Source organism: Arthrospiribacter ruber (assembly GCF_019343195.1).
Taxonomy (GTDB): Bacteria; Bacteroidota; Bacteroidia; order Cytophagales; family Cyclobacteriaceae; genus Arthrospiribacter; species Arthrospiribacter ruber.
The window spans coordinates 308,241-329,042 of the sequence record NZ_RPHB01000008.1; the positions used below are offsets into that span (position 1 = coordinate 308,241).

The following is a 20,802-nucleotide window of genomic DNA, read 5'->3' on the forward strand; positions in this document are numbered from 1 at the left end:
TCCATCGATATTTCTGGGCTTTCCCTTTGAATGGAAGCACTTTTTAAGGTTTTTAGAAATCCAGGGTCAATCCCAGCAGGAACCCTCTGGTCATAGGGTAAAAGTTATTATTGTCAAATCCCGGAGTCAACCCTCCAAGGTTTACCTCTGGATCGATTCCTGAATATTTGGTAAAGACAAACAGGTTGTTGCCTGTGACGTAGACATTCAGGTTTTTGAAATTTTTGCTGTTTACCATGGGAAAATTATAGGCGAGTGTAGCATTGTCTATCCGAAGAAATGATCCCGGCTCCAAATAGCGGTCAGAGTAAAAATTGTTATTTACATCTGTCATGGGCTCATCCTGGGCTGAAAGAGGAATATTTCTTAAATAAGCCTGACTGATACTGGAGAGCACAGCTCTGGTAGAATTCAGGACTTGATTTCCATAAACACCTCGTATGAACACATTCAAAGACCAGTTTCCGTAAAAGAAGTTATTTCCTATACCATAGGTGAATTTGGGTTGTGCATGTCCCATAAGAATGGCATCAGCAGGAAATCTGGGTGCTGAGGTTTCCCCACCATCCGCGGTGCGGAAAGTTGAAATGCCATTTTCATTTCTTCCGGTCCATTGGAAAAGGTTGAATAGACCTATAGGATAGCCTTCTTTGATCAATTGGGTGGATACTCCGCTCACTCCTGCTCCAGAACCACCTGCTGTAGGAATTGAATCCAGCTGGTACTCAAAGTTTGAAAGCTTTTCTACCCTGTTTCTGTTGTTCGATATATTTCCTGAAACCTCCCATGCAAACTTTCCTTTTTGCATTAGGCTGGCTTGCAAAGTAAGCTCTACGCCCTTATTAGAAATTTCTCCCACATTTGCAGTCATCGTGGGATGTACAAATAATGTGGTAGAAACCGGATAATTGAAAATAAGGTCTGAAGTATACTTATTGTAAACTTCAAGGCTACCATTTACACGACTGCTGAAAAGTGAAAAGTCAATGCCCAGATTGAACATAGAAGTTCTTTCCCATCTAAGGTCGTCATTTACATTGGCTACAGAACCTAATGCCTGTTCATAGACCCCGTTATTGTAGTAGGTTCCTGAGCTACCAAACCTAAAGACTGTCAAAAGGGGATCAAACCCAAGAGAGTTACCGGTAACACCATATCCGGCTCTGAGCTTTAGCTGCTGTAGCAATGACTGACCGGAAAGGAAGTTTTCCTCATGGATCAACCAGCCCACAGATGCTGATGGGAAGTTGCCCCACCTGTTGTCCCGGCTGAATGCAGAGGATCCATCCCTTCTAAGGGAAACCTGTAAGAGATACTTGTCATAAAGAGAATAGTTTACCCTGGAGTAGAATGAAATTATCCTCAATGGTACCTGTAGAAAATTGCCATAATCCACCCTCAATGTATTGGAACCCAAAGCCAAATTCTCAGCTCCTGTCACATCGGAAACAAAGCCTGTATTAGTGGCCTGAAAGCCATCATTATTGACGTCGTCCTGCCAGGAATATCCACCCAAAATTTTCAGTTCCTGGTTCATCGTGTTCAGGGGAGTATATTCAAAGAATGATTCAAAAACCTTTCTATTGTTCTGAACACTGAACCTTTTGGCTATGCCACCTACCTGCTGGCCAGAATAGGAAGTTCCTTCATAGCCAATCGGTAATATGGATTCGCTGTTCTGGTATTGTTTTCCCTCGAATTTTTCCAACTGATACGAACCCAGTACATTGATATTTAACTGCTTAGTCACATCAAACTTTGCTGATATAAATCCCAGGATTGTATTGTTTTCCCTGCTATCCTGATTCAGTTCAAGAATACCCAAAGGGTTGAAGTAATTGGAAGTATGGTCGATGGTATTTTCTTTAAAACTTCCATCTTCATTTCTTACATTGACCGTAGGAAGATAGGAGACCATTTGCCTGTAAACCTCTCCTCTCACCAGCTTCTGCCGATCAAGTGAATTGGTCAACTGAAAATTCAAATTCAAACGATCATTGAATCCCTTTTGGTTTAATGAAAACTGGGCTATTATCCTTTCTCTTCCGGATTCCCGGATAATTCCTTCCTGGTTAAAATAATTGAGGCTGGCATTGAAAGTAGCTCTATCTGTCCCTCCTCCATAGCTAAGGGTGTGGTTTTGACTGATGGCCGTCCTTGTAACGATATCCTGCCAGTCCGTATTTACAAAAGCAGTATCCCCTTGATTTATTGAATAGTCGTTGTCATTTGGAAAAAGGCTTTGGCCGTTTTTGGCAAGATAAGACCTCAGTTCGTCTCCTGTCATCATCCGAAGTGAATTGGAGGCTTGTTCTACACCTGTATAGGCATGGTAACTAAAGCCGTATGTAGGTTGTGCTTTTCTTGTAGTGACAAGAATTACACCGTTGGCAGCCCTACTTCCATATATTGCAGTGGCAGATGCATCCTTCAAAACTTCTATGGATACTATGTTGTCAGGAGATACCAAGTTGATAGAAGCACCCGGAACTCCATCTATGACATAAAAAGGCTGCTGTGCGGCTCCTTCTCTAAGTGTGGAAGCTCCGCGCAATACAATACTCGAACCTCCATTGGGGTTTCCGTCTCTGCTGATCACCAATCCTGCCACTTTACCCTGCAGCAACTGTTCGGGGTTTGCAATGACTCCCCTATTAAATTCTTTGGGAGCAACACTGGTTATAGAGCTTGTTAATTTTTCCCTGCTGACTTCACCGTAGCCAATTACTACAGCTTCATCCAAAAGATTTTCCTTATTTCTCATTCTGATGGTCCAGTCACTGCGGTTGCCCACCGGGACCTCCAGAGGTTCATAACCAAGCATTGAAAATATCAGTACATCATTTTCTTCAAGGCCTTCAAATCTAAAGTTGCCATCAAAATCCGTCACCTGACCACTGCTTTTACCTTTTACCTGAATGGTGACCCCAAAAAGTGCTTCGGAGGTCTCCTCATCAATCACTTTTCCTTTCACTTCAATTGAAACTTTTTTTGGCTTTGATGTATTTGAAGTGGCGTTTTTTGATGCAGACTGTATAAAATACACCCCTCCTCTTTTTTCCACAAGGATGTCTTTGGATTTGGTGAGTTCGGAAAAAAACGTTTCCGCATCATTTGCTAGGATTGATTTACTGCTGACTTTTAATCCATCTAGCTCTTTGGCATCATAAATTATATTCAGATTGAAATTTTTCTGAAGCATACCCAGCGCTTCTGACAAGTGGATTTCTTCAGCTTTTGCATATCCCAATGTCCCTGATCCCTGGGCAATGGCATAATTGGTCAAAAGTAAGAGCGCAAAACTCCCACAGATGCTGAGAAAGACACGATGAATTTGTACTTTCTCCAATTTGTTTTTTTTCATTACTTTAGCGATTGATTAGTTAATAAAAGGTTATTGATGGAAACCATTTCATTCAATTAGCCTGTCCCGACACCTGCTCCAACAGGTGTCGGGTTATTGAATTTCGTAGTTTTTCGATCCTGTTTTTTTGATTTTCAAGTCATATTTGGAGAGTATACTACTCAACACATCAATTATGACTTCCAGGTCTAAGCCTGCTTCCAAATTGGCACTTAATCCCAGCCCCGTACCATCCGGGTAACTGATCTGTACATCATAATAGCTTGTAAGAAGATGGGCGACTTCTTTAAGGTCTGCATTGTCAAAAACAAGCCTTTTAAGTTTCAGGTCCTGATAGTACTCCGTTTTGCTTTGGACCACAGTCCCGTTTTGTCTATTGATTTTTAGCTGTTCTGATTGCTCAAGTGTGGCTACAGATTTCCCTTTGTAGGCGACGGTTACTTTGCCACTTGCTACCGTAATGCGCTGCTCGGGAAACTGGCTATAAGTCTGTACTTCGAAGGATGTGCCAAGTACTTCTATTTTTGAATCATCTGCTGTGACACTGAAAACTTTATCCGGATTTCTTTTTACATCAAAAAAGGCACTGCCCGACAAGGTTACTTTTCTCTCCTTTTCAAAACCCTTTTGATAGCTCAGGCTAGAGTTTGGTTTTAGAAGTACAAAGCTGCTATCGGGCAACAAAAACTCTTTGAACTCCCCTATCTGAGTACTTTCTACTACTTCCTGATATGAGCTGCCAACAGTTTTCCAAAGCAATATTGTCAAAATCAAAAATGGCAACAATATAGCAGCGACTTTCAATACAATGGACTGAAAAACTTTTCGTGGAGGTCTGATTGCGGCCATGGCATTTTTCTTTGCCCTGGACACTTTTTCTAAATTAACATCAGGCTTTTCGGAACCTGAAGCTGCAATGCCATCCAACCAATTTTCCAGTAATTGTTTTTCTGATTCGTTGGCAGTCCCATTGAGGTATTTATCCAGTAAGCGGGATATTTTGTGATTTTCCAAGAGTACGTCGTTTGGTAGAAGTACCCCGAGGAATCCATTTCAACTATTCAAAAAATCGAATTAACAGAAACTTAGCAATTGGAGTAGAATAGTAACAAGTAGTTAATACTTTGGTAATCTGAGGAAGGATTTTGTGTCTTGCTGATGCGATCTGATTGCGTACAGTCTGTTCAGAAACTTTGTTAAGTAAGGAAATCTCTTTGGCAGTATAGCCTTCCAGTTCATGTAATAAAAAGACCTGCCTTTCTTTTTCCGGCAGTACCAATGTCTGGGCATGAATCAGTTCAAGCAATTCCTTATGCAGAAGATCTTTTAATGGCAGGTCAGATTTTTCAATCTGATGAACAAGCTGTTCCAGATGTTTTTTACGTATTCCCTGACTTCTGAAGGTTTTAAGGATTTTCTTTTTTAGACAGGAGAAAAGGAAAACTTTCCATTCAGTCCTTATCGGAAGTTGCACTTCTCTTTTTTCCCAGATATCCAGAAAAAGCTCCTGAACCAAATCTTCAGCTTCATTTTCATCCTCTAAAATAGAAAAGGCATATCGAAATAAGGAGCTCCAGTACTGATCGAACAAATACTCAAAAGCCTTTTCATTCCCGGAACGCAGGTCTTCCCATAAATTCCCCTCTGACTTATACATTTCTAAAATTCTTTCAAATCCAAAGTTACCAAATTTTAGAACCGGGAATTGATACTTATGAGAATGTCACAGAAAGTTCATTCTGGATTAATAGTATATTAACATCTCTTGAAAATTGTAGCTTTTATATTTATTAAATATCCGACAAAACCGAAATGGCTTTAGCTCTTCGATCATATAAGTCCATACAAATATCCTTAGAACCAATCTGCTCTACGCCTAAGCCAACATTTTGAAAATGAAAAATTTCCAACAGAGCAAAGGCTTAACCTTTGAAATGGAAATTGAAACTTAAGCATGATTGTGAAACCCTCCTTTCCACGCACTGAACTGCTAAAAAGCATACAGTTATTACCAAACCCCATCACTTTGTCCCAATAAAATATCCCCTTATCCAAATTTTAGAAGGTTAACAACATTTTTCTATTAATTTGATCCATTGCTATTTACAAGGCAATTTTAAGTTTCCTCTCAAAACCGACCTACAATGAACCTATCAAAAAAACCAATTGCATGCCCATTGCTTCTATCAATCATACTTCTGCTAATTGTTTTCCCATTGAAAGCAAATGCACAGGTCAGTTGGCCTGATTCCCTGGAGTGGTGGAAAGCAAATAACCTAAGGGTTATACAGACCAATCTTCCTGCTTATGAAGCTGCTACCTTGGATCCGGATTCATTGGTTACAGATTTGATTCATTTTTCCGCCAACACCTTGATTATAAATGCAGGTGGTATCATGGCTTTTTATCCGACCAAACTGGAATATCACTATACCAATCCTTTTATGCAGGAAAACATGTTGGGAGAGGTGATCAAAAAATGCCATGAAAACAGTATCCGTGTAATCGTCCGATTTGATTTCAGCCGTGCCCACAAAAGTATTTTCGAGAAACACCCAGACTGGTTTTACATCTCCCCGGATGGCGAACATATCACCAATGAGGACCTCTATACGGTTTCAATCAATGCTCCCTACGAACAGGAACAAATCTTCAACATTGTAGAGGAAGTGATTGACCTTTACCCCATAGATGGTATTTTCATCAATATGCCCGGTTATCAGACAAGCAACCCTTACATAGGTAAATATTACGGCATAGATCAAAATCCCTATGATCAAAAGCGCTTTAAGGAATACAGTGGTGGAATGGAATTGCCCAAGGTAGAAGACCGCAATGACCCTGTTTTCAGAAAGTATGAAGAATTCAAAAAATTCACTGCTGACGACATCATCAAAAGATTAAACCTTTTGGTAAAGTCCAAAAACAAAAATATCGCCATATGTACCTATTCAGAAGATCATGTTGACATCATCCGCCATGAATCCCAGACCAATTCCTTACCCTATTGGCCATACAACGCATCGGACAATGTTAACAATACCAGACATTCCTTTCCTGACCATATTGTCAGCAATGCCAGTATTCAGCAGATTTCTTTCCAGTCAAGGTACAATGCCATAGAACCGGAAGAAGTGGCCATCAGGTTATATGAAAATATTGCTCATGGTTCAGGGCTTGATCTGAGCCTCATGGGAGATTTCAGAGACTATGAGGACGAGCGTAATTTTGAAGTTTTCAGAAAAGTGTACGCCCACCACAAAAAATATGAGCCTTATTTTGGCCACTACAAATCACCTGCAAAAGTCGCTGTCATAGCACCTGGCTCTTGGCCTTCGGGCGAAGCCGCCCAGGAATACAGAGGAATCCAGCTCATGTTGTTAGAATCACATATCCAATTTGATATCATAGAGAAGAGCCAAATCGCTCAACAGGAAAAGGCCCTTAGCAAATACAAGGTGGTGATTTTGCCTGAAATATCTTCTGTAGATCAAAATGCATTGGCTACTTTGAAAAGATTGGTCAATGACGGAGTCCATATCATTGCTACCAATCGCTCTCTTTCAGACCATCCTAAAATATTAGATGACTTATTTGGTGCCAAAATAAAGGAACTGAACCATGATGGAGCCGGGTTTTACCTTCAACCTGATAATAAAAACCTCTTCACTCGATTTGACAAACAATCTCTCTTGTTCTGGAAATTCAACCTAGGGCTTTATGATTTTGATGGGGCAACAGAAACGCAACTACCTATTTTAACACCGGGTATCCCCGGACCTCCTGAAATCATTGGCGGTCATGAACCTACTGGATTCCATGCTGTTGGCATTAAAAATCACAATAGCGGAAAAGCGGTTTTGATGCCCATTAATTTGGGAAGGCTTTATTTTCTACATGGCTACGAGCAGCATAAAAATCTACTCTTGGATTTGTTAGACTATATTTTTCCGGAAGTGGACCAACTCATCAGGACCAATGCCCATCCGAGAATTGAGGTGATTTTACAAAACTATGCCTTGAACACCCCTGAGAATTATGGCAATGAGGCAAAAGACGGTATGATCCTACATTTAGTCAATCTGACAGGATTTAGTGGAAATACTTATTTTGACCCTTTACCGGTCTTTGATACAGAATTTGAAATTCGCACTGAATTTAAGCCTCAACGCATTTGGAGCATGGTTAGTGAAAAAGAAATTCCTTTTACATTTCAAAATGGCAGAGTCACTTTAAAAATAGATAAAGTCCAAGAGTTTGAAGGACTAGTGATGGAAAGGTGAAGTTTAGCCCATAAAATTTAGAATGAAGAAAATTCACCTGCATCTAAAAATCCAAGATCGCTAACTCTAACCATAACAATAAAAAATATCCCACTTCATTCTTGTGAAGGAAATCAGGAAGTGCATAGAAACGGATCAATTGCTGCTCGCGGGGATGAAATTAAAAGAGCTGGAATATCATGGGATACAGATTGTGGCAATATGAGCTCGAAAAGCCAATAGTCAAGTTGTTTGAAGAAAGGTAATTGAATTCTGAAAATTATGATCTGTCCCAAATTTCCCTTAAGCTTCCTGATACCATTCCAAGGCCAATTTTTCAGTAGCTTTTATAAAATCATTTTTACCTGCATTATATTCAAAGTGGTGCTGAAACTCTTGTTTGGCCAATTCAATCTTTAAAGTTTGGTATTCATTTCTTTTTTTTGGATGTGCCCTTAGAAAATCTCTGAATGCAAGATGCCTTATCCATTCAGGACTGTCTTTTACCAATACATGGATATGAGTTAAAGAAAAGAACTCTTTGCCTGCAATATATTCCTCATTTAGACCGATTACTTCAGGGACTTCAATAGGTACCAAAGGTTTCAATTTTCCAAAAAGGCGTCTTTCAGGCAAAATGGCTTCATATATTTTGAAATAGGTATAGCCATTACCGGTCATTGGACCGATCACCTGATCCAATTGCTCTTCCTGGTTAAGCCCTACCATAATATCAATTATCGGTTTTGCCATTAATCCCGCCACACTGGTACTCCCAATATGTTCTATTGCAGGAGAAAACTGCTCCAGAAGATCCTTCAATTTTTGTTTCTCGGTTAGGAATAATCCAACCCATTTTGGATTGTAATCTTCAATAATGATTTTCATGCTAATTTTTTCGTTCGGGATAGCGCTTATTTAATGATTTTCAGCAAAAAGCCTCAAAAACTTTAATGGATCTACTTTTTAAATAACTTACCGGTCAGATGATAGCAGTTTTTAACCCATATTATTTATTGCTTGGTAAAGGTGTGCAATTTACAACAATGTTCTGAACGGGCTTTCTGATGAATTGACCAATAGTAGAATTCCAACCCAAGTAAAAGTTAACCATGTAAATTACCTGGCCGGGCATTTATAAAACTCACAATATGGAATAGTACAGATTTCCTGGTTCAGAGCAGAATTTAAAAAACATAGGTGTATGAGTTAAGCTGATGAAAGTCATTTCATCCAACTCTTCAACAAGTTCACTCAGATCATCTTGGCTAAAGGTCAAAATCAAAAATTACTTCACCTTAAATAGGGCTTGCTGAAAAAGTCTCAGGTATGCCAGATTCAAAGCGGGCGAATGAAGATGTATGCTTATACTTCGAGTGAGCCCAATGAAGAAGATGGTATGCCTGAGGCTAGCCTTAAAATTTCGAATTTTAAAATTTTAAGGAGCACGGAAATCAAACTATAACATTGAATAAGCGTGCACCTGCTTAAAAAGAAAATACCTGACAAACGGGGTATTCATCAAAATTTAAAGCATTTATTCTTCAGTTGGCGTTTTTCAGCACGCCCTAAATAAGTGAAGTAGTTATTTCCTATCTGTGGGTTTTAATCTGATAAGACGGCCCGTCTCGATTTTATTTCCACTCCAGACATTCTATGTCATTCAACTCCGGTCCACCTCCACGGTTGGCACTTCCTGCAGCTACAAAGACTTTTCCTTTCCAATATACCACTCCTGTCCCATGTCTACCTTGGTTGAGATCAGGCAACCTGGTCCAGGTCTCATCTCTGGTATCCAGAACCTCAACTTCAGAATGTCCCTGAACTTGTTGAATACTTTCACCATTCATCACCAGAAGATAGGGCTCATTTCCGATACTTGAAGTCCCTCCCCTTGGTGTTGGCAGGTCTGCACTTACTGTTGACCAGCTATTGGTTTTAAAATCAAAATAATCCACTTCCGGAATGGTCAACTCCAATACTTTTCCTATTTCAGCATGAGAAGTTCTACCTCCGGCAATGTAGGCCCTATCCCCAACCAATGAGGCTGAAAAATGATCCCTTGGCCGGGGAGCATCGGGCAATACTTTCCACTCACCTGTTTTGGTATCATATTCATCAAACCAGGGAACAAATCCATTCCAGTGGCCATCAATGATGCCACAGACCATGTAAATTTTATCTCCACGTGTAAATACCCCGGCAGATCCCCGACGTCTGCTTTCAGGGATTTCGGGTCCCTTTCTCCAGCTATTGTCTTGGGGGTTAAAAATCAAAAATTCCGGGATTGGGGTTTCATGTGGATAAGGACCTGTAAAGGCACCTAAAACGTATATCTCATTTTCGAAAGCGATAGCCTGAAAATGATGAAATTCCATTGGGCTATCTGCAAGTATAGTCCATTCATTTGTCTCAGGGTCAAAAGCTTCCACAGGCCTTTCTCCTCTTCCACCCAGTGCGTAGAATTTCCCATTACACTCCACAAGGGAGTTTTCATGTCTTGGCACAGCTTGGTTGGCTGCCTGAAGTCTTTTCCAGTTAGCCCCAACGGATTGTGCTGAAGCTACGGATGATACAAGAATAAGAATGGTCAAAAGAAAAGGTTTCATAGGTTTGTCGGTTTGCTGGAATGAACAGGAAATTTACATTTTTTAAACCAGAGTTTCAATTTCAATCTTCAAACTTGATTTTCCTGCAGTCAAGTAAGTTGGCTTTTGAAAGGTTTATCATATTATTTATTTCAGATCAATGTATTTCAAAAGTATAGTTCTGTGTTTTCAGAAAACGACAAAAAAAAACTTCACATCCACTTAATCTGACCGGGCTAAAAAAAATAATATCTGTAAAACATGATTTACTATGTAAAATTCAAATTACACTTTATGAAAAAACACCTATAATTAATCCCTAAAAAATTCTTTTAATACAGAAACAAATAATCTACATTTGATTAAATCACCCACTAATCGAAGGTTTGAAAATGATGGACAAAGCATCCTTGCTCCAAAGGATTTTATTCGTTTATTGTACCCTTTTACTAATTTCTGTCCCGCCTTCTTTTTCTCAACAATGGAATATTGTTGAGAAAGAAACTGTTTTTGTAAGAGCTGACTGGAACAATTCCAATGAACTTCCTGTCAACACTGTTTTCAGAACTGTACAGGACCAAAAAGGTTTTGTGTGGATGGCTACAGAAGAAGGGCTTGTTCGGTTTGACGGAAGGTCATTTAAAAACTTCAACCATACCAATAATCCAGACATCCAAACTCCTACCTTCAATGACCTGACTGCTTCTCAGTCCGGAGGTGTTTATGCTGCAAATTCAAATGCTCTTGTACATGCCTCATTCAATAAACTTGAAGTCTTTAACAGCCCAAGGGAACTAGGTCCCGTAAGGTTTACTTCTATTGCGGAGACATTTTCAGGGGAAGTTTATTTAGGAACGCAGAACGGAACGCTCTTTTTGTTTCATGAAAATGAGTTCAAGCAAGTGTATCGTCCTGACACCTTAAAAACAGGTTATATCAGGGAGCTGGAAGATTTTGGTGACCACTTATTGCTTGGAGGGATAAATGGTTTTTTTTCATTTGATAAAAAGACAGGAAAATTCCATGAATATGAATTGCTATCAGGAAAGGATGTGAAGGCTATCCTGATAACACCTGATCGTGAGGTTTACATTGGAACACGGTTACATGGTCTTTATCTTCTAAAAAAAGGGTCTTTGACAAAATTGGAATTACCTGCTGAAGGAGATCTGGAAGAAATCAGTGCACTGGAGTATTCTACTGTTGACAGAAGCATTTGGGTTGGAACTTCCTCTCAGGGAATTTTTAAAATAAAAGGAAAGGAAATCATTAGGCATCCTGATCTCAGCAAAAATTTAAATGAAGTCTGGGATATCTTTGAAGACGATGAAGGGGCCATATGGACCAGTGGATTGGGAATTGGAATTTCCAGATTCAGTTTATCAACTTTTGAAATCTTAGGTGAAAATTCAGGGTTAAGCCATCCCATTATTCTGGCAACAATGGAAGATAGTAAAAAAGGACTTTGGTTGGGGACTCCTGGAGGTGGGCTCAACAGAATAACTTCTACTGGAGTTCAGCACTTTACTACCAAAGAGGGGCTAAGCCATGACCTGGTTTTGAGCCTTGCCCAAAGAGATAATGAGATTTTTATAGGCACAGGTAAGGGATTGAATAAAATCAATTTAAACACACTGAAAATTGAAAAGGGCTTTTTGGACAAGCCTGACCTTGAGGAAGGAGTTATTTATTCCCTTCTTAAAGATTCAAAAAACAATATATGGATAGGCAGCATCAATGGTACTCTTTCAAAACTTGCTCTCGATGGGAGCTTAAAGACAGTACAATTAAATAAAGAGCTGCTGAATGCTAAAATCATTTTTGGCATGGAAGATTCCAATGGGCTACTTTGGTTTGGCACATTTGGAAATGGTTTTTTTTCAATCAATAAAAAAGAAGAAGTCATACATTTCCCTGTATATGACCTAGCACCCTCTCAGATGGTTACCGGAATTTTAGAAGATCCTGAAGGAGACTTATGGATCAGCACACCTGATGGTCTGATTTCATTTTCAAATGGCCAGATGCATATTTTCGGAAAGAAAAACGGATTTCAGTTTGACGGGATTTTCAAAATGATTCCTGATGATGATGGATTGGTCTGGATGAGTGGAAACCACGGGGTTCAGAGTACTTCTATAAAACAACTTATGGAGCTGAAGAAATCGAAGGATGAAAATCACCGGATTGCGTTTAGGCTCTTTGATAAATCAGACGGTCTGATGAATAATGAATTCAATGGAGGATTTCATCCAGCCGGATGGAAGCTTTCAAGCGGATTAATTGTCTTTCCTAGTATGGAAGGTGCAGTCATCATAAACCCAAAAAAAATCAAAGAACAGCGTTCTCTTACCCCACCGTATCTGGAATCTTTGAATTTTGAGAATCAAGAGTTGCATCTTAGTGAGGATATACATGTGCCTGCGGGAGTCAATTTTTTCAATATCAGCTACGGAAATATTGAATTCGACAAACCTAAATCGATCCGATATACATATAGAATCAAAGAACTGGGTCCCCAGTGGATAGACAACGAAAACAGAACAAGAGCATATTTCACCGGATTGAACCCAGGGAAATATGAGTTTCAGGTCAAAGCCGAACAATTCGGGGTATTTTCTGAAACCACTTCATTAAGTTTTACCATAGAGGCTTATTACTATCAAACCATTTGGTTTAAAATTTTGGTCATACTATTCGTTTTCATAATGGGGTTTGGGGTTAGGACGCTGATCATAAATAAGCGAATGAAGGAAGAACTTCAGCAAAAAATCAAATTACAGACAAATGACCTCCATGCCAAAAATGAAACTTTAATAAAGGCGATGGCCCATTTGGAAAAACACAACAGACTATTGGAAGAGGTTGCCTGGACCCAGTCCCACCAATTCAGGGGACCTCTTTCTAAAATCCTTGGGATGGTTGAAGTACTCAAGAATTATGAAAAGTTTAAACATATAGAAAAAACCAAAGCCGAAATTTTAAATGAAATTGAAACAAGCTCTAAAGAACTTGATCAAATTCTTCGGAAATTGAATTTAAAACTCGAGGAGCATGAAGCAGAATAACGGTTCCAACATCCCTGTCATCATAATTGATGATGAATCCGGTATATTATTTCTGCATGAATTGATGGTCGAAGAAAGCAATCTTTCAGACCAAGTATACTCTTTCAGGAAACCTTTAGAAGGTCTGGAATTTATTAAAGAGGCTGTTCAAATCAGTAAGCGTGTCTTGGTTTTACTCGATATCAATATGCCGGAAATGACTGGATGGGAACTGCTTGAAAAGCTGAATGAACTGAATATTACCGATCAGGTCAATGTTATCATGGTTACTTCCTCCATTCAAAAAGCAGATCGGCTGAAAAGCCAAAATTATCCTACTGTGAAAATGTATCTTGAAAAACCCATTGATCTGGAAACGTGTCATTTGATCAAACAGTCCTTATTGTAAAGTGGACAAGTAAAGTCCAAATAACTTACGTTTACAAAACAACCCTGAATTAAAAGTACAGATCAATAAAAAAGAGGCACTCCACCACTTCCATTACATCATTCCTTCGTCTGCAAAGCTGAAGTAAGCATGATCTGTAAAGATGATATGGTCCAGCACGATAATGTCCAGGTGCTTCTCTGCCTCAGAGAGTTTCTGGGTCAGTCTTTTGTCCTGCTCTGATGGTTTCAAGTTTCCTGAGGGATGGTTGTGGACCAGGATCATCGAGCAGCTCTGGTTTTCCAAAGCATGTTTAAAGATCACTTTGGGGTCTGCGATGGTGCCGCATGTTCCACCTGTGCTGATCTTTACTTTTCTTATGACCTGATTGATTCTGTTAAGGAGGATGATATAGAAGTGTTCCACCAGTTCATCCAAGAGGTCTGCTTTCATGATCTGATAGATATCCGAGGAGCAGCATATCTTTATCTTCTTTTGTTCGGGCTCCCTAATTCTTCTCCTTCCCATTTCAAAAGCCAGTACCAATGCCGTTGCTTTGGCTTCACCAATACCTCCTACCTTCATCCAGTCATGTAGGGAGTATTTGGCCAAAGCTGCCAGACTGTAGTTTTCAGCTGTCAGTATTGCTCTTGCCTGTTCTGAGGTAATCCCAGCTATTGCAGCAATCAGGTGGTAATCGGAAAGGGCTGATCTTCCTTTAGTGTAAAGGATTTCAGTTTCTTCTCTGAGGATGTTTCTGGAAGTAGCCATGATCTTATTGCAGACTTTTCACTCCTTGCGCTGGAGCTTTTGTTTAGCCCCTCCCCAGGAGTCTGCAAACCACTGAATGCAAGGTGGAACGGAATAAATCCTCCTCAGAAAACACTTCCTGTTTATGCCGTAAAACCTTGATCCCTTCAGAAAACCCATCAGCCATGTGTGGTTTCAGGGCTCCTATATTTGGCTTTCAAAAGGTCGGAAGTAAAAAATTGAAATTTTAAAAAACTCTGCTCTACTACTTTCCCGAACAAAAAATAATATTTAAAATATCAACATAAAAAAGTCAATAATATTAACAATGGATATTTTCGAAATACTTACACTTATGGATGAAAAAGAAATACAGGTCAACAAAAGGCTGGACAGCATCATTTCATCCAATCTGGATCCCTTTCCCTTTGAGCGGATCAATAAAGGAAAGGCACTCTTAAAGCTTATGGAAGAAATCAGGAAGTACATAGAGACGGATCAATTGCTTCTTGCGGGAATGAAATTAAAAGAGCTGGAATACCTGGGGATAAAGATTGTGAAAAAATGAGCTCAAAAACCTGTAAGAATTTGATAAATTTCACCTAGAATCGACCAGATTCTTGAGTTAAGATAAAATCAACACCCATCAATACTCCAACATGGATATTAGATCTGCCGCTGAAAAAATAATTGCACTGAAAAATGCTGATATGGCATTGAGGAACAGGCTTATTCAAAGCAAACAGCTCCACAAGGCTTACAACAAAGAAATGGAAGCCCTGCATATAAAAAATGCAGATCAATTAAATGAAATTATTGAATCCATTGGATTTCCCAGCATGGAAAAAGTTGGGAAGGAAGCCAATGAAGCGGCCTGGTTAATTATCCAACATGCTATCAGTAAACCGGAGTTTATGAGAAAATGTATGGCCTTAATGGGCAAACAGGTGAAGCAAACTTTGGAGGAGCGAAGACAAATAGCCTATCTTATGGACAGGATAGCTGTGTTTGAAGGAAAACCACAACTATACGGAACACAGTTCGATTGGGATGAAAAAGGACTATTAGGTCCATCCCCCCATGACGGCCTGGAAAGAGTAAATAAAAGAAGAAAATCCATTGGCTTTAATTCCTTGGAAGAACAGACCGATCTCATGCGAGATCAGGTAAAAAATGAAAACCAGATACCTCCTTCAGATTTTGAATTAAGAAAAAAGGAAATTGAATCCTGGAAGAAAACTGTAGGTTGGATAATAGATTAAATAAAACTGAAGATGCAAAGCTAATGTGTTGCATATGAATCCAGGTATCTTAAAAAAAATGCTTGTCAATTTTTCGGTGGATAGCCAAAGCTTCCTTCTATACTTTTGGAATAAAAAACATGAACAAACTAAAAGAATCAGTACTGATATTTTTTTATGCTTTTATGCAATCTAAATTGAAGAAACAGCTGATCCAAGTAATAGAAACAGGGAATTTATCTTTTATTTTCAACTGATGGAACTGAGCAAAGCTGAAATGTACCAGGCAATTTTGGAGAAGGATACTTCCTTTGAAGGTTTATTTTTCACCGCTGTCAAGACTATTGGGATTTTTTGCAAGCCCAGTTGTCCTGCCAGAAAACCAAAGATTGAAAATGTAGAATTTCTTTTTTCAAGTAAGGACTGTTTGCTGAAGGGATACCGCCCCTGCAAAGTCTGTAAACCCTTGGAACCGGTAAAGTCTATGCCATTGGAAATACGAAAACTTTTAAAGGAGATGGTAAGCAATCCTGACCTTAAAATAAATGATAGGGGATTACCTATAAAAAGCAGGCTGAAATGTTGGGAGACCCAATGGCTGTCCGTGCAGTGGCCAGTGCCAATGGGATGAACAGAATTTCCATAATTATTCCATGTCATCGGGTCATCGGGCGTGATGGCAGGCTAACAGGCTATGGAGGAGGGATCTGGCGAAAAAAATACCTTTTGGATTTGGAGGCCGGCATTCATAAATGAACAGACTTTATTTAGGGCGTGCTGAAAAACGCCATCTGGAGAATAAATTCTTTGCATTATGATGAATTCCAATTTAACAAGTATTTTCTTTTTAAGCAGGTGCAAGCTTATTCAATGATCCAGCTTGATTTGCGTGCTCCTGTAAATCAAATAAGTGTTTAATTCAAAGAAACACAACATTGTATTCCCTAGAGAGGTGATCTCCAATACAGTCATATAGGGACAAAGATCCAGGCTTCAGAACCAGAACCCAATCCACTAATTTATTTGTGGTTAAGATGTTTTGTATCTTTACAACAAGATGGGCTAATCCAGTCGTTGGTGTATTAAAAGATTAGCAGGAGTTAACAATGCGCAAATATTTAATTGCTTTATTAGCAGTAGGGTCATTTTTACTGTGTAAGTCAGTGTGGTCAATTGGACAAACTGACCAAATTAGATTTTCTTCCCTGGGGATTAAAGATGGGGTTTCGCATATGCAGGTGAACACCTTTTTGAAGGACACAACAGGATACATGTGGATAGGGACAGCCGCAGGACTCAATAGATATGATGGACACACAGTCAAGGTTTTCGAACACAAATCAAATGATTCCACTACCCTGGATAATAATATGATTCTTGAACTTTTCACTGATCCATTGGGAAGGTTGTGTGTCAAAACTGAACTGGGAATAAATTTTTATGACCCGACTACTCAGACTTTTTCAAGAGATTATTCAAAATATTCAAGGAGATGGGGACTCGAAGGCCAGCAGGTACATAGCATTAAAAACCTTGATAATACCTGGTTTTTGACTGATCATGGCTTGGCAAGATGGAATGCGATAAAACAAAAAGCTGAAACAATCCCTTCATTTACTTCCTATAAGTTAAGTGATATGGGAACTTATGGCCATGAACTTTGGGCCATAAAAAGTGATGGAGTACTCTTAACTTACAACCTTCATCTTCAGGAAATTACCGAAATCGACAGTACTTTATACCAGCAAACGGATGGGGACAAGGCATATCAATTAAAAATAGATTCAAGTGGGCGGGTTTGGATTTATCTCCCAGAAGAAAACTCAGGTTTGTATTGCTACCAAGACAAGGAATGGCAACATTTCACAACAGAAACCCCAGGGTACACCTTAAGCAGCAACCTTGTAAGATCAGTTGAAGAAATCAAAAAAGGCGAAATCTGGGTAGGTACGGATCATGGAGGAATTAATATCATCACTGAAGGCCAAGATGAAATAGCTTACCTGACAGCCAATAGTCAAACAGGACTCTCAGGTAACAGTATCTATACTATTTATAAAGATAGGGATGACTTTGTCTGGGTAGGAACGTATAAAAATGCAGTGAGCTTCTTTCATGAAAAATCCCTTCGCTTTTATCATCTTAGCGATCAGGAAAGGGGCAATTACAAACTCCCTTTTAATGATATCAACTCATTTTCAGAAGATCACAAGGGGAACTGGTTTGCCGGGACCAATGGAAAAGGAATACTCTATTTTGATACAAACTCCGATTCCATCCAGTTATTCGACAGTTCTAATTTCCCGGAAATGCAAAGTGATATCATCGTTTCTCTCCTTTATGACAGCAAACAAAGGCTTTGGGCGGGCACTTATCTTGGTGGTTTGATTAAACTGGAAAAAGGAAAACTTACGGTTTATGACCAGGAGACTGTGAACCTTCCGGACATGAGTATCTGGGAACTCTTTGAGGATTCTAAGGGAAGAATATGGCTAGGGACACTAACCGAAGGTATATTCTTATTTGATCCGGAGACAATGACTTTTTCAAGTCTGGAATTAAAGGACGGGCATGAATTGAACAACAATACATATATATCTGCCATTGAAGAGGATGATAATGGGAGAATATGGATCGGTGGGACTGCCGGGATAGATATCATTTATCCTGAATCGGGACAGGTTGAACACCTCAGCGAGGCCGATGGGTTAGCTCATGATTTTATCATGGATATCAAATCAGGTCCTTCAGGCATTATGTGTGTAGGTAGCCGGGGCGGCCTTACTTTTATTTCAGAAAACAAAAACATTTCCAATTTCAGTGTAGCAGACGGACTTCCCCATTCCAATGTACTTTCACTTTTGTATCATCAAAATGAACTTTGGTTGAGCACACCACATGGATTGAGCGTGGTTCGGAATTTGATGACAGAAAGCAAAATCACCATCCAGGCTTTCAATGCCGATCAAGGACTTTTATACACTGGATTTAATGAAAATGCCGCCGCGGTATCCAGCAAAGGGGAATTGGTCTTTGGAGGCACCCATGGGATCTATATAGTGGATCCCGGTCAATTTGAAGATGCTCTTTCCCAACCCAAAGTGGTGTTTTCCGATTTTGAATTGTTCAATAATAAACTGAGAATAGGGGAAACAGTCAATGGGAGAACATTGCTGGGCCAAGACATCAATTATATCGATAAAATAGTCCTTAAACCCGGTGAAAACAGTTTTTCTGTTGGATTTACCAGTTTGGATTTTCTTAAAAACTCCAATTCAAAATACCGGTACAGGTTAAAAGGCTTTGAGAATAGCTGGCAAGAAAGCGACAACAAAAACCGAAGAGCCGTCTACACAAACCTCAACCCGGGGAAATACCTACTTGAAATAAGTGCTGCAAATCCATCTGGTCAATTCAAGGAGACGAGTGCAACTTTGGCCATACAGATCCTGCCACCTTTTTACCAGACTGGTTGGGCTTATTTCATGTATGCTGTTATGTTGTTGGGTGTTTTGTATTTTTCAAGGAGATTGATTTTGAGCCGTGCCAATGCAAAGTTTCAAATCGAACAAGAACGACGGGAAGCACAACAACTTCATGAACTGGACAAGCTAAAAATCAGATTTCTCACCAATCTTAGTCATGAATTCCGTACTCCCATATCGCTTATCCTGGCCCCTATTGAGAAACTGCTAAGTTCTGAAAAAGAAAGCCCCAATAAGAAACAATATCAATTGATATACAAAAATGCCAACCGCATTCTAAAACTTACTGATCAAATACTTGATTTTAAGAAATTGGAACAGGAAGAAGAAGGCCTCAACTTGCTGGAAGGTGATTTAATGGCTTTTATCAAGGATTTGATGAATTCCTTTTATGGAATTTCTGAAAGACAGGGTATCAAATTTGAATATCAATTGACGCCTCTGTCCTATTACACTTCTTTTGATATGGATAAGCTGGAAAAAATCATTTTCAATCTACTTTCCAATTCTTTTAAATTTACTGCAGATTCAGGTACAGTCTCTGTAAAAACAAAAATCTCTGAGAATATAGATGGAAGATCAATATTGACATTATGCGTAGCAGATAGTGGAGTGGGTATTCCGGCACACGACCAAGCCCGGCTTTTCGAAAGGTTTTATCAGGTCGAATCCCACAAACACCTGACCAACACGAGGGGAAGTGGTATTGGTCTTGCGATAACAAAAGAATATGTAGATCTTCATGGCGGTTCTATCCATTTTGAAAGTAAGGTGGGTGTAGGCACGACTTTTTACGTTTCCCTTCCATTGAATGCTGTTGTCACACCAGTACCGGCGGAAGAACCCATTGCTCTGTCCAGCACCTTGGGTGAAAACAAAGTGAAAATCCTGGTGGCTGAAGACAATCCTGATTTTAGGGCATTTTTGATTGAATACCTTCAGGAAGATTTTCAGGTAATAGAGGCAAGTAACGGTAAAGAAGGCTGGAAAAAAACGCTTGCTTTTTCCCCTGATCTGATATTAAGTGATTTGATGATGCCTGAGGTAAATGGTATTTCCTTTTGTAGAAAGGTAAAAAATGATCCACGAACCTCGCACATACCTTTTATCCTGTTGACTGCCTTTACAGACAATGAGAGAAGGCTTCAGAGTATGGATATAGGTGCCAATGATTATATCACAAAGCCCTTCAATTATCAGGTATTAAACTCACGAATAAAAAACCTTATTCAGGAACAACAAAATCTGAAAAATACGCTGGCAAAAAAAGTCAAAGTCAGCGCGAAGGATATCATTATAGATTCTGAGGATCAAAAATTTGTCTATAAAGTAACTGAAATAGTAGAGAAATTTCTTGAAAACCCTGAGTTCAACGTAAAGCAATTGAGTGACAATATGGCCATGAGCAGAGTACATCTGTACAATAAACTCACTGCATTGACAGGCATGACGCCACAGGAATTTATCCGGGACATGAGACTTAAAAGAAGTATTCAATATTTGGAAAAAAGTAAACTGTCTATCGCGGAAATTGCATATGCAGTAGGTTTTAACAGCCCAAAAGTTTACAGTAAGTCTTTTAAGTCAACTTATGGTTATACCCCAAGTGATTTTTTATCCAGCCAACTTGCGAATTTCAAAAACTCCCCAAACACAGATTAAATTGTATTTTTTTAA

General features: G+C 39.3%; 14 protein-coding genes. 8 read left to right on the plus strand and 6 right to left on the minus strand.

Annotation, left to right across the window (positions count from 1 at the left end; genetic code table 11):
- Positions 1 to 52: 52 nt before the first annotated feature.
- The 3 genes from EGN73_RS17495 to EGN73_RS17505 form a co-directional block, all read right to left on the minus strand.
- Positions 53 to 3,364 carry a SusC/RagA family TonB-linked outer membrane protein gene (locus tag EGN73_RS17495; RefSeq protein ID WP_219287020.1) on the minus strand — a complete coding sequence of 1,104 codons (3,312 nt, stop codon included), beginning with the start codon at positions 3,362 to 3,364 and terminating at the stop codon, positions 53 to 55.
- Between the two features lie 93 nt (positions 3,365 to 3,457).
- Positions 3,458 to 4,378: a FecR family protein gene (locus EGN73_RS17500; RefSeq protein WP_219287021.1), complete on the minus strand. Its 921-nt coding sequence runs from the start codon at positions 4,376 to 4,378 to the stop codon at positions 3,458 to 3,460.
- A gap of 43 nt (positions 4,379 to 4,421) precedes the next feature.
- On the minus strand, positions 4,422 to 5,021 hold the full coding sequence (locus EGN73_RS17505; protein WP_009036194.1) for an RNA polymerase sigma factor: 600 nt from the start codon (positions 5,019 to 5,021) through the stop codon (positions 4,422 to 4,424).
- A gap of 487 nt (positions 5,022 to 5,508) precedes the next feature.
- Here EGN73_RS17505 and EGN73_RS17510 point away from each other — a divergent pair, with 487 nt between their 5' ends.
- On the plus strand, positions 5,509 to 7,647 hold the full coding sequence (locus EGN73_RS17510) for an alpha-amylase family protein (protein WP_219287022.1): 2,139 nt from the start codon (positions 5,509 to 5,511) through the stop codon (positions 7,645 to 7,647).
- Positions 7,648 to 7,929: 282 nt separating this feature from the next.
- On the opposite strand, the gene EGN73_RS17515 is transcribed toward EGN73_RS17510, so the two are convergent.
- Entirely contained in the window at positions 7,930 to 8,514 is a 585-nt protein-coding gene (locus EGN73_RS17515; protein WP_219287023.1) for a GrpB family protein, read from the minus strand.
- Positions 8,515 to 9,260: 746 nt separating this feature from the next.
- A complete protein-coding gene (locus EGN73_RS17520) occupies positions 9,261 to 10,235 on the minus strand; it encodes a Kelch repeat-containing protein (RefSeq protein ID WP_219287024.1) in 975 nt (324 codons plus the stop codon).
- Positions 10,236 to 10,606: 371 nt separating this feature from the next.
- Between EGN73_RS17520 and EGN73_RS17525 the strand changes: the two genes are divergently transcribed.
- Positions 10,607 to 13,282 (plus strand): two-component regulator propeller domain-containing protein, encoded by a 2,676-nt coding sequence (locus EGN73_RS17525; RefSeq protein ID WP_219287025.1) that lies wholly within the window; start codon positions 10,607 to 10,609, stop codon positions 13,280 to 13,282.
- The gene (locus EGN73_RS17530; protein ID WP_219287026.1) at positions 13,269 to 13,670 is read left to right on the plus strand and encodes a response regulator; all 402 of its coding nucleotides are present in this window, start codon (positions 13,269 to 13,271) and stop codon (positions 13,668 to 13,670) included. Before EGN73_RS17525 ends, EGN73_RS17530 begins: the two co-directional genes overlap by 14 nt.
- A 93-nt stretch (positions 13,671 to 13,763) precedes the next feature.
- Here EGN73_RS17530 and EGN73_RS17535 read toward each other — a convergent pair whose 3' ends face one another.
- Entirely contained in the window at positions 13,764 to 14,420 is a 657-nt protein-coding gene (locus EGN73_RS17535; RefSeq protein WP_219287027.1) for a JAB domain-containing protein, read from the minus strand.
- A 307-nt stretch (positions 14,421 to 14,727) separates the two neighbouring features.
- On the opposite strand from EGN73_RS17535, the gene EGN73_RS17540 reads away from it, so the two are divergent.
- The 5 genes from EGN73_RS17540 to EGN73_RS17560 all read left to right on the plus strand — a co-directional run bounded on the left by EGN73_RS17540 (position 14,728) and on the right by EGN73_RS17560 (position 20,787).
- Positions 14,728 to 14,967: a hypothetical protein gene (locus EGN73_RS17540; protein WP_219287028.1), complete on the plus strand. Its 240-nt coding sequence runs from the start codon at positions 14,728 to 14,730 to the stop codon at positions 14,965 to 14,967.
- 91 nt (positions 14,968 to 15,058) lie between these two features.
- Complete coding sequence (locus EGN73_RS17545; RefSeq protein WP_219287029.1) at positions 15,059 to 15,661, plus strand: DUF6624 domain-containing protein; 603 nt, start codon at positions 15,059 to 15,061, stop codon at positions 15,659 to 15,661.
- 256 nt (positions 15,662 to 15,917) lie between these two features.
- Complete coding sequence (locus EGN73_RS17550; RefSeq protein ID WP_484793079.1) at positions 15,918 to 16,271, plus strand: Ada metal-binding domain-containing protein; 354 nt, start codon at positions 15,918 to 15,920, stop codon at positions 16,269 to 16,271.
- Positions 16,220 to 16,396 (plus strand): MGMT family protein, encoded by a 177-nt coding sequence (locus tag EGN73_RS22890; RefSeq protein WP_219287031.1) that lies wholly within the window; start codon positions 16,220 to 16,222, stop codon positions 16,394 to 16,396. The genes EGN73_RS17550 and EGN73_RS22890 overlap by 52 nt, the downstream gene beginning before the upstream one ends.
- A gap of 350 nt (positions 16,397 to 16,746) precedes the next feature.
- Positions 16,747 to 20,787, plus strand: coding sequence for a two-component regulator propeller domain-containing protein (locus EGN73_RS17560; protein WP_219287032.1), 4,041 nt, complete (start codon positions 16,747 to 16,749; stop codon positions 20,785 to 20,787).
- The last annotated feature ends 15 nt before the right edge of the window (positions 20,788 to 20,802 follow it).